Source organism: Veillonella parvula (genome assembly GCF_032575955.1).
In the GTDB taxonomy this organism is placed as follows: Bacteria; Bacillota; Negativicutes; order Veillonellales; family Veillonellaceae; genus Veillonella; species Veillonella parvula_J.
The window spans coordinates 65,420-73,574 of the sequence record NZ_JAWFXN010000010.1 but is presented as its reverse complement, the minus strand read 5'-3'; the positions used below and the strand labels follow the sequence as shown (position 1 = coordinate 73,574).

Sequence of the window (8,155 nt, the reverse complement as noted above, 5' to 3'; positions counted from 1 at the left end):
ATTTCACATCACCTGTGCTCAAAGATTTTTCATCAGTCGAACCAGAGTTACCACCTAAAGAAATCTTACGACCGATAGCAGCAGTATTTTGGGCAATATTAGCTTTATTAGAAACAATATCCCCTTTGTTTGTAGCAATTTCACCCGCATTTTTGTCAATTGCTGTTTTATTGTCAGCAATTTTTTGCGTATTCGCAGCAATACTGTCCTTATTGGCAGCAATATCTGTTTTGTTTGTTGCAATATCACCTGCATTTTTAGCTATTGCAGTTTTATTTGTATCAATAGCAATTTTGTTAGCTTCAGCTTTATCATCAACTTTTTTCAATTGAGATACATTGACAGCATCTTTATCAGCAACACCATCTGCTACATTAGCAACTTTCAAATTCCCAGCATTGATACCTTTATCACCATCAATTTTAACAGTTTCATTACCGCTAGCATTATTGAAAGATGCACTGTTTAATTTAGAAAGATCTTTTTTCAAGGCTACAAAAATTTTCTTATCATTTCTAGAAACTGCAACATTATCGTCACCAGAAAAATCTACTGTATTACCTTTTTCAACCGCTACTGGTGTAGCTTCTCCATTAGCGGAAAGATTCCAACCATATTTATTTTGATCGATTGCTTGATTAATTGCATTAGCTACGTTAGCAGAATCCGCCATACCAGCAGTCGCTGTAGCGCTACCATTTGCTACCGTGATATCTTGCTTTTTACCAGAAACTGTAATTTTCTTACCATTAGCTGTAGTGCTAATGTATGTATTATCACCATTTACAGCTAATTTACTATTAGCAAGGTTCACATCACCTGTACCAGTATCACCTGTAAAAGCTAGATTAACACTCTTTAACTGTGCAACGTTTACTGCATCTGTATCAGCAGTACCTGCAGCAACATAATTAATTTGACGTGTTTGGTTTGTCGTACCAACAGCAACACCACCTAATTTAGATGTTAGGGCAGCACCACTTAAACCAGCATATATATCTGTACGACTAGCATTAACATTATATCCCGCTACGCCTGAAGCAATATCAGCTATAGATTTTGAACCAACTGCTACACCATCTACTACTTTACCTCTGGCGCCATCACCAACAGCCACAGAACGACTTGCAGATGCGTCTGTTGCGGCATTTGGGCCAATAGCAATAGAATTATCGGCCGTAGCACCAGTATTATCTTTATTAGCAACATCAGAAGATTTTATAGATATATATTTATAAGCGATTTGGTCTACAATAGCGCTAAGTTGAGAGCCATTAATTGCATCTGTGGAAGTAGCACTTACTTCACCAGGAGCCACATGTTTCAACTGACGTTCATACCCTTTAGAACCAAAAGATACAACGTCACCTGGCAATGTTTTATCACCACCAGCCCAGGAAGCAACAACGTTATTTGGCAATGTATAGCTAGATTGTTTTGTACCGCCTACATCAGTGTTAGAACCACCACCGATGGCAATAGCATTATCACGATTTGCCCTAGCCCCTGTGCCAATAGCAATAGCATTTGTTACATCATTATTGGCTTGACCAGAAGCCCCACTAGAAGTTCCTGATAAACGATCCTTCGCATTTGCACCTGTACCAATGGCAATGCCCACATTGCCTGACTGACCTTTCATCCCTAATGTGATACCAGATTCACCAGCCGTCGCCATTGTAAACATTGGGGTTCTCATATCAAAGCCAGTTAAGCTTTGAACAGCACTACGCAAATCCCCAATTTGAGTCGCTCCACCACTTGTAGTGTAAATAACTTTTACACCATCAGCTTTAACTACATCATCGCCACCAATAACAATAGAAGAATGTCCTTTGGCTAGTGTATTTCCCCCGATGGCAATTGCTTGTTCTCCAATTACTCTTGCACCTTCATTAGCAGTATTACCACCACCAATAGCGATTCCTTGTGGGCTACCAGCAGCAACACTAGAATTAGAACCAATAACAACAGAATTTCCACCAGCAGCTGCTGCATTATAACCAAAACCTACAGCTTTATCACCTTTAACAGAAGCATTAGGCCCCAAGCCTACTGCTGTTGCAGGCAGATTCGAAGGCACATCATTTGACGCCATAGAGATGCTAGCATTAGACATTGCTAATGCAGCAAAGATAGTTGCTACAACAATTTTCTTTTTTCCGCTATTATTCTTAGCGAACTCAGATACTACTACGTAACAATTTTTTGATTTGCTCCAAACCACTTTGAAAATCTTATTCATATTTTCTCCTATAAACTATATTAATGCTCCCTTTATGCTTCTTCATATGATAAATCATATGAGAATTTCAAATTTTTCAATATATTAAGTATATCAAAACCTTTAATATACTATCAAGCTTTTTCATTTATTTTTCACAATTATAGGTATTGCAAAAACAGCGTAGTAATAAGCTTTATAGTGATTCATGTCACAAATTTATATTAAATACGGGCTTATTTTATACCATACTAAAGAGATAAAATGAATATAAACTCATAATCAATTATTTAAACTTCGTTTATGAGATTATAGATACTAAAAAAATATCTTTACAGCTAGATATTACGGACTAAATCGCATATCATCACTACAGAGATAATTACTTCATTAAAATCATATAAAACACTAGATATTTTCCTTAGCCAATAGCTGATTTACTACAATTTTCAAAGAAAAAAGCTATCTCATAGAAATAACAATCTACAAGATAGCTTTATTGCTAGTTTATATAATTAAATAGAGAAAACCAATTAAGTTACATTAAAGGCATATACACTTTGCTCGTGTGCTAATTGTATACGCTTATGTAAGCGTTTCATATATGTACGATATATCGCTTGTGCTTCTTCGACAGATACGATATCAAAATGAATTCCATCCCCCACTGGTAATTGGCTTAACCTAGGTAAATCTGCCGTAATCACAGTGCCAATCTTTGTATAGCCACCTGTTGTTTGCCGATCTGCCATGAGCACTATAGGGTTTCCATCAGAAGGAACTTGGATAGAACCAAATACAGCGCCATCGGAGATAATATCTGCACCATCTATATGCTCTATAACAGGGCCATCCAAGCGAAAGCCCATGCGATCACATTGTACAGTCAATGTATATATTTTACTACCAAAGGTCCTAATCCCTTTCTCTGTAAAATACTTTGCTTGATTTCCGAGAACAACACGCAAAGGTTCGTGACACTCACGACCGCCGCGGTTATATAAAGCAGTATTGAATAAGTTATGACCACCATAGAAGTCGCACACATTCACTTCGTCTCTAGTAAATGCTTTAATGCCAAACTGATCGCCCGCTTGTAATGAACGCCCCTCAAAACCACCTATTTTAGCCTTTGTATGAGTCGATACGCTACCGTTAATAGCAGGAACATCGATACCACCAGAGAAAGCAATATACATACGCACTCCACATTGGCTGAAGCCACCAGAAATGATATCCCCTTCGTGACAAATAAAAGGTATATATCTAGGCACGACTAAATTGTTAATGGTTGGGTGCATGTCGGCCCCTGTAAAAGCAACAATACATGTACCTTGAACAGTTAGCGTAGGAGGTAACACGGTACATTCTAAAGCACCTAGCGGTTCCTTGTTTCCTACTAGAGCCTGTCCCAAGAGATAGCTTTCACTATCCATAGGACCTGCCACAGGCATACCATATTGTTGAAAGCCAATACGCCCTAAATCTTGAATCGTTGTATACATACCCGGAGCATCTACGCGGATTAAAGCGCGTTGAAACTCATTTATATCCACGTAAATCACCACTTTCTATTTCATATATAGATGGAATATATTCCATACCCAAGGATTTAATCCTATGGAATTCGTTTTCATCGATAGGCACATAACGAACGTAGTCCCCTGCCCTTAATAATGCAGCTTGCTTTTTAGACATGTCATACATAGTCAAAGGTGTGCGTCCAATAATCTGCCAGCCCCCTGGAGAATCTGATGGATATGTGCCAGTCTGTTCTCCTGCAATACCTACAGACCCGGCAGGAATCAAAGTTCTTGGCGAAGACAAGCGCGGAGTTGCAATGCGAGGATCCATCCCACCTAAGTAAGTAAAACCAGGAATAAAACCTAACATATAAACCAAATAATCAGTACCACTATGAATGGATACAACTTCAGCTTCACTTATATGATTGTGAGAGGCTACAAAACCTAGATCTGGACCATACTCGCCACCGTATATGGTCGGGATTTCAACAATCGTAACACGTTCATTTCCGCTGTCTGTTACAGATTCTTGTAATATTGGATTAAGAGTTCCACAAATGTCGGAATACGTATATACCATTGCATCATATTGAACAAGCAATGCACAGTATGTAGGAACTAGTTCAATAATTCCATCTAGCTGTAAGAGTTTAATCTGCTCTATAACTTGTCGGATTTGTCGATTAATCTTTGGATCGATTGCTTGACCAAAATCAATAGAGATAGCGCAATCCCCTACAGGTGAAATTGTAGGTTTCATATGTACCTCCTGCTATAACTAGAAAGGACCATCACATTCAAGATGAACGTAATGGTGCTTTCACAGATAATTAATTAACCTAGTAACTTAGCAATACCTTTTAAAGATGTAACACCAATGTAAGATGTTACGAGCACTACAATCCACCCTGTATAATATAAAAGTTTATTGTGTTTATATGTTCCTACGATTTCAGATTTATGAGTTGCGACAAGCATAACTGCCAATGTAACAGGTAATATTAACCCATTTACAGAACCAGCTAAAATCAATAGAGATGCTGGTTTACCAATAAAAATCAGGATACATGTGGAAATAAAGATAAATGCCATAATAGTCAATTTTTCATTTCGTTCTACCACCTTAAACAATGTTTTTAAAAAGGATACTGATGTATAGGCAGCCCCTACTACAGAGGTCAATGCGGCACAGAAGAACACTATACCGAATAATTTATGCCCGATTTCACCAGCTCCTAAAAGAAAAGCAGAACCAGCTGGATCCTTAGCATCTAGTACAAATCCCATAGATACCACACCAAGAACAGCTAAGAATAATAATATACGAACTAGCGCATCAACAGACATGCCCATAATAGCTGCACGACGTACATCCTTTAAATGTTCTTGACCTGTAATACCAGCATCAATAAGGCGGTGACCACCAGAGAATGTTATATATCCACCTACGGTCCCTCCAATAAGAGTTATCGTAGCAAGCCACGGATAATTCGTAGGTACTATCGCATGAGTCACTGCTGTCCCTACTGGGGGATTCGTTGAAAATGCTACATAAGCAATGAGGACGAGCATAACCGTACCGAGTACTTTAGCCGTATTATCTAGAACACCACCCATCTTCTTAGATGTAAATAGTAAGATGCCCAAAATACCACTAATAGCGGCTGCTGTTGTTGTGTCGATACCAAATATAATATTGAGGCCCATAGAAGCACCACCAATATTACCGATATTAAAGGCTAATCCACCAAGGGAAATTAAAAATGCCACTATATACCCAAGGCCTGGTAATACCTTATTCGCAATATCTTGACCGCGCATTTGGGATACACCAATAATTGTCCACACATTAAGCTGTGCAATAATAGAGAAAATAACGGATATAACGATAGCAAATGCAAAGTCTGCTTTCAGCTCATTTGTAAACGCTGCTGTTTGCAACATAAAGCCAGGCCCAATAGATGACGTGGCCATTAAGAAAGCTGCCCCTAATAGGACAGAGAAACTCGCTTTACCTGTAATTGGTTTCATAGGAACCTCCAAAATAATAATTAATCTATGTCATACTTATTGCTTAAAGCTCATACTTGCTTTTAATACTTATATTCGTATTTTCTGTTAGTATTAATTAAGCATTTATTTTAATGTTCTTAATAGTGTTATCGGTGTTGAAAATTCGCCACCGTTATACCAGCTTTTGATAGCCCTTCCCGAATATACTTTGTGAAAGCTATTGCTTCTGGGTTATCACCATGAACACATACGGAATCAGCCACAATATCAATGGTCTTCCCCGTATTAGTAACAACCTTACCCTTTGTAACCATCATGAGAACTCGGTCTAAAGCCTCTTGTGGGTCTTTGATGAAAGCACCTACTTCTGTACGAGGAACCAATGTTCCCTCCTCTGTGTAGCCACGATCGGCAAACACCTCCTGTATAACAGGAATACCTCGTCGCTGTGCCTCTTGAGCAATATAGCTACCACTCAATACCATGGCCGCAATATTGGGATTTACTGCTTGTAAACCATCTAAAATTGCATCAGCTATTACAGGCGTAACACAAGCTGTATTGTAAAAGGCACCGTGTAACTTCATATGCTGTAAAGTAATGTCATAACTATCACAAAAAGGTTGTAGTGCGCCCAGTTGGTATATCATATAGGCTTTCGCCTCAGCAGGATTTACTGCCATCGCACGACGACCAAATCCCATCAAATCTGGATAACCAGGATGTGCCCCTACGGCTACGCCCTTTTCTTTACACATGCGGACAGTCGCATCCATAATAAGAGGATCTCCAGCGTGCCAACCACAAGCAATATTAGCACTTGTTACGTGATTTAATACTTCACTATCCATACCTAATGTATAATTACCAAAACTTTCGCCTAAATCACTATTTAAATCTACATAATGAGACATATACTATTACCTCTCCATCTTCATCTATTTTATAATATTCTATAGAATATTGAATTTAATGATACGATTATACTAAATAAACCTATATCTTAGCAAGGATATTTATCAAATCTACAAAATTATTTTATAAATACAAAAACCACAAGATTAAAATCTTGTGGTTTGTATGTATACTCATTTTTATCTGACCCTACTATATCCCATCATGAGCTCATAAATAGTATTTTGTATATTATCCGATTCTGTTATTTCAGAAACGGCACAAATAAAATCGGGATGCGCTTGCCAAACGGTATCAGCATTTGTGGTTTTAATGCCCCCAATAGCAACAATGGGAGCCTTACTAAACTGCTTTGCCCAATATATATAAGAAATGCCTACAGGATTAGCATTTGGTTTTGTTTGTGTAGAAAAAATAGGCCCTACCCCAATATAATCAATAACACCTGTATATCTGTTTGCCGCTTTTAGGTCAGATATACTATGGGTTGACCAGCCAATCAACATATTAGGCCCTACAATTCGTCTTACCGTATTAGGGGGCAAATCATCTTGTCCAATATGAACACCATCAGCATGTATAGCCAACGCTAGATCAACATAATCATCAATAATTAGTAGTGCATGATAATCAGAGGTCAATCGTCTCAAAATCATAGCCTCCTGATATCGCAGAATAGGCATTTTTCCCTTTTCACGATATTGTATAATTCGTATCCCTGCGCTTAACATATCTTTCATAAGCGGAACTACATCTCGAGTACCACCCGTAATTCCATATATAGGGCAAGCATTCATTACCGCTGTTAGTTTGTCTTTTCTATTCACTTATTTTACCTCATTAAACATGGTGTTCTCTAGTAAAAGTGATAACGCTAGATCCGCCTGTTTTGCAGCAGCAATAGCTACACGTGGTGCATAAGGATACGCATCTTCTACACCGGAATGCTCGTCACCAACAATATATAAATTTTGACCTAGCTTTTTAGTTCGTAACGTATCGGAATTACCTATTCCAGCCAATCCGGATACCATGATTTTAGGTACATCTAGTGAGATTGTAGCCTCTAAAAACATAGATTTAGCTTCTACCGCATCAAAGGCTTCTATCAAAATATCGGCTTTTTTATAGATTTCAGGTATATTCTCGATTGTCAATTTATCCTTATAAATTTTAACGATAACATTTGAATTAATGGCAGTTAACACATCTTGTAAAACCTCTACCTTATACTGTCCCACATGACGCGAAAAATAGTATTGCCGATTTAAATTACTTAGCTCTACAATGTCATAATCTGCAATAATTAGATTTCGAATACCACTACGGACAAGATTAACCGCACAATTGGATCCCAATCCGCCAGCACCTAAAACGCCTACTACTGAAGTCTGCAATTTACGAAACTCCTCAGGACTATAGAAGTGGGATATAGCCGTTTCAAATTCGTTATTCATATGAGCCATACATATATCTC

The 8,155-nt window shown here is 38.1% G+C and carries 7 protein-coding genes; all 7 read right to left on the bottom strand.

Annotation, left to right across the window (positions count from 1 at the left end):
* Positions 1-2,245 (bottom strand): ESPR-type extended signal peptide-containing protein (locus E7L28_RS08475; RefSeq protein ID WP_316711588.1); only part of this gene is annotated, 2,245 nt, incomplete at its 3' end.
* 512 nt (positions 2,246-2,757) lie between these two features.
* On the bottom strand, positions 2,758-3,729 hold the full coding sequence (locus tag E7L28_RS08470; RefSeq protein WP_229039639.1) for a 5-oxoprolinase subunit C family protein: 972 nt from the start codon (positions 3,727-3,729) through the stop codon (positions 2,758-2,760).
* 37 nt (positions 3,730-3,766) lie between these two features.
* On the bottom strand, positions 3,767-4,510 hold the full coding sequence (gene pxpB, locus E7L28_RS08465; RefSeq protein WP_038125839.1) for a 5-oxoprolinase subunit PxpB: 744 nt from the start codon (positions 4,508-4,510) through the stop codon (positions 3,767-3,769).
* Positions 4,511-4,584: 74 nt separating this feature from the next.
* Positions 4,585-5,781 carry an NRAMP family divalent metal transporter gene (locus tag E7L28_RS08460; protein WP_008602694.1) on the bottom strand — a complete coding sequence of 399 codons (1,197 nt, stop codon included), beginning with the start codon at positions 5,779-5,781 and terminating at the stop codon, positions 4,585-4,587.
* 128 nt (positions 5,782-5,909) lie between these two features.
* Positions 5,910-6,677, bottom strand: a complete 768-nt coding sequence (locus tag E7L28_RS08455) for a LamB/YcsF family protein (RefSeq protein ID WP_316692171.1) — start codon at positions 6,675-6,677, stop codon at positions 5,910-5,912.
* Positions 6,678-6,857: 180 nt separating this feature from the next.
* Entirely contained in the window at positions 6,858-7,505 is a 648-nt protein-coding gene (gene thiE / locus E7L28_RS08450; RefSeq protein WP_316692170.1) for a thiamine phosphate synthase, read from the bottom strand.
* Entirely contained in the window at positions 7,506-8,144 is a 639-nt protein-coding gene (gene thiF, locus E7L28_RS08445; RefSeq protein WP_316692169.1) for a sulfur carrier protein ThiS adenylyltransferase ThiF, read from the bottom strand.
* Positions 8,145-8,155: the final 11 nt, after the last annotated feature.

Excerpts from the sequence above, each read along its gene's own strand:
- thiF (WP_316692169.1), bottom strand. The coding sequence starts at position 8,144 with ATGGCTCATATGAATAACGAATTTGAAACGGCTATATCCCACTTCTAT.
- E7L28_RS08460 (WP_008602694.1), bottom strand. The coding sequence starts at position 5,781 with ATGAAACCAATTACAGGTAAAGCGAGTTTCTCTGTCCTATTAGGGGCA.
- pxpB (WP_038125839.1), bottom strand. The coding sequence starts at position 4,510 with ATGAAACCTACAATTTCACCTGTAGGGGATTGCGCTATCTCTATTGAT.
- E7L28_RS08470 (WP_229039639.1), bottom strand. The coding sequence starts at position 3,729 with ATGTATACAACGATTCAAGATTTAGGGCGTATTGGCTTTCAACAATAT.
- E7L28_RS08455 (WP_316692171.1), bottom strand. The coding sequence starts at position 6,677 with ATGTCTCATTATGTAGATTTAAATAGTGATTTAGGCGAAAGTTTTGGT.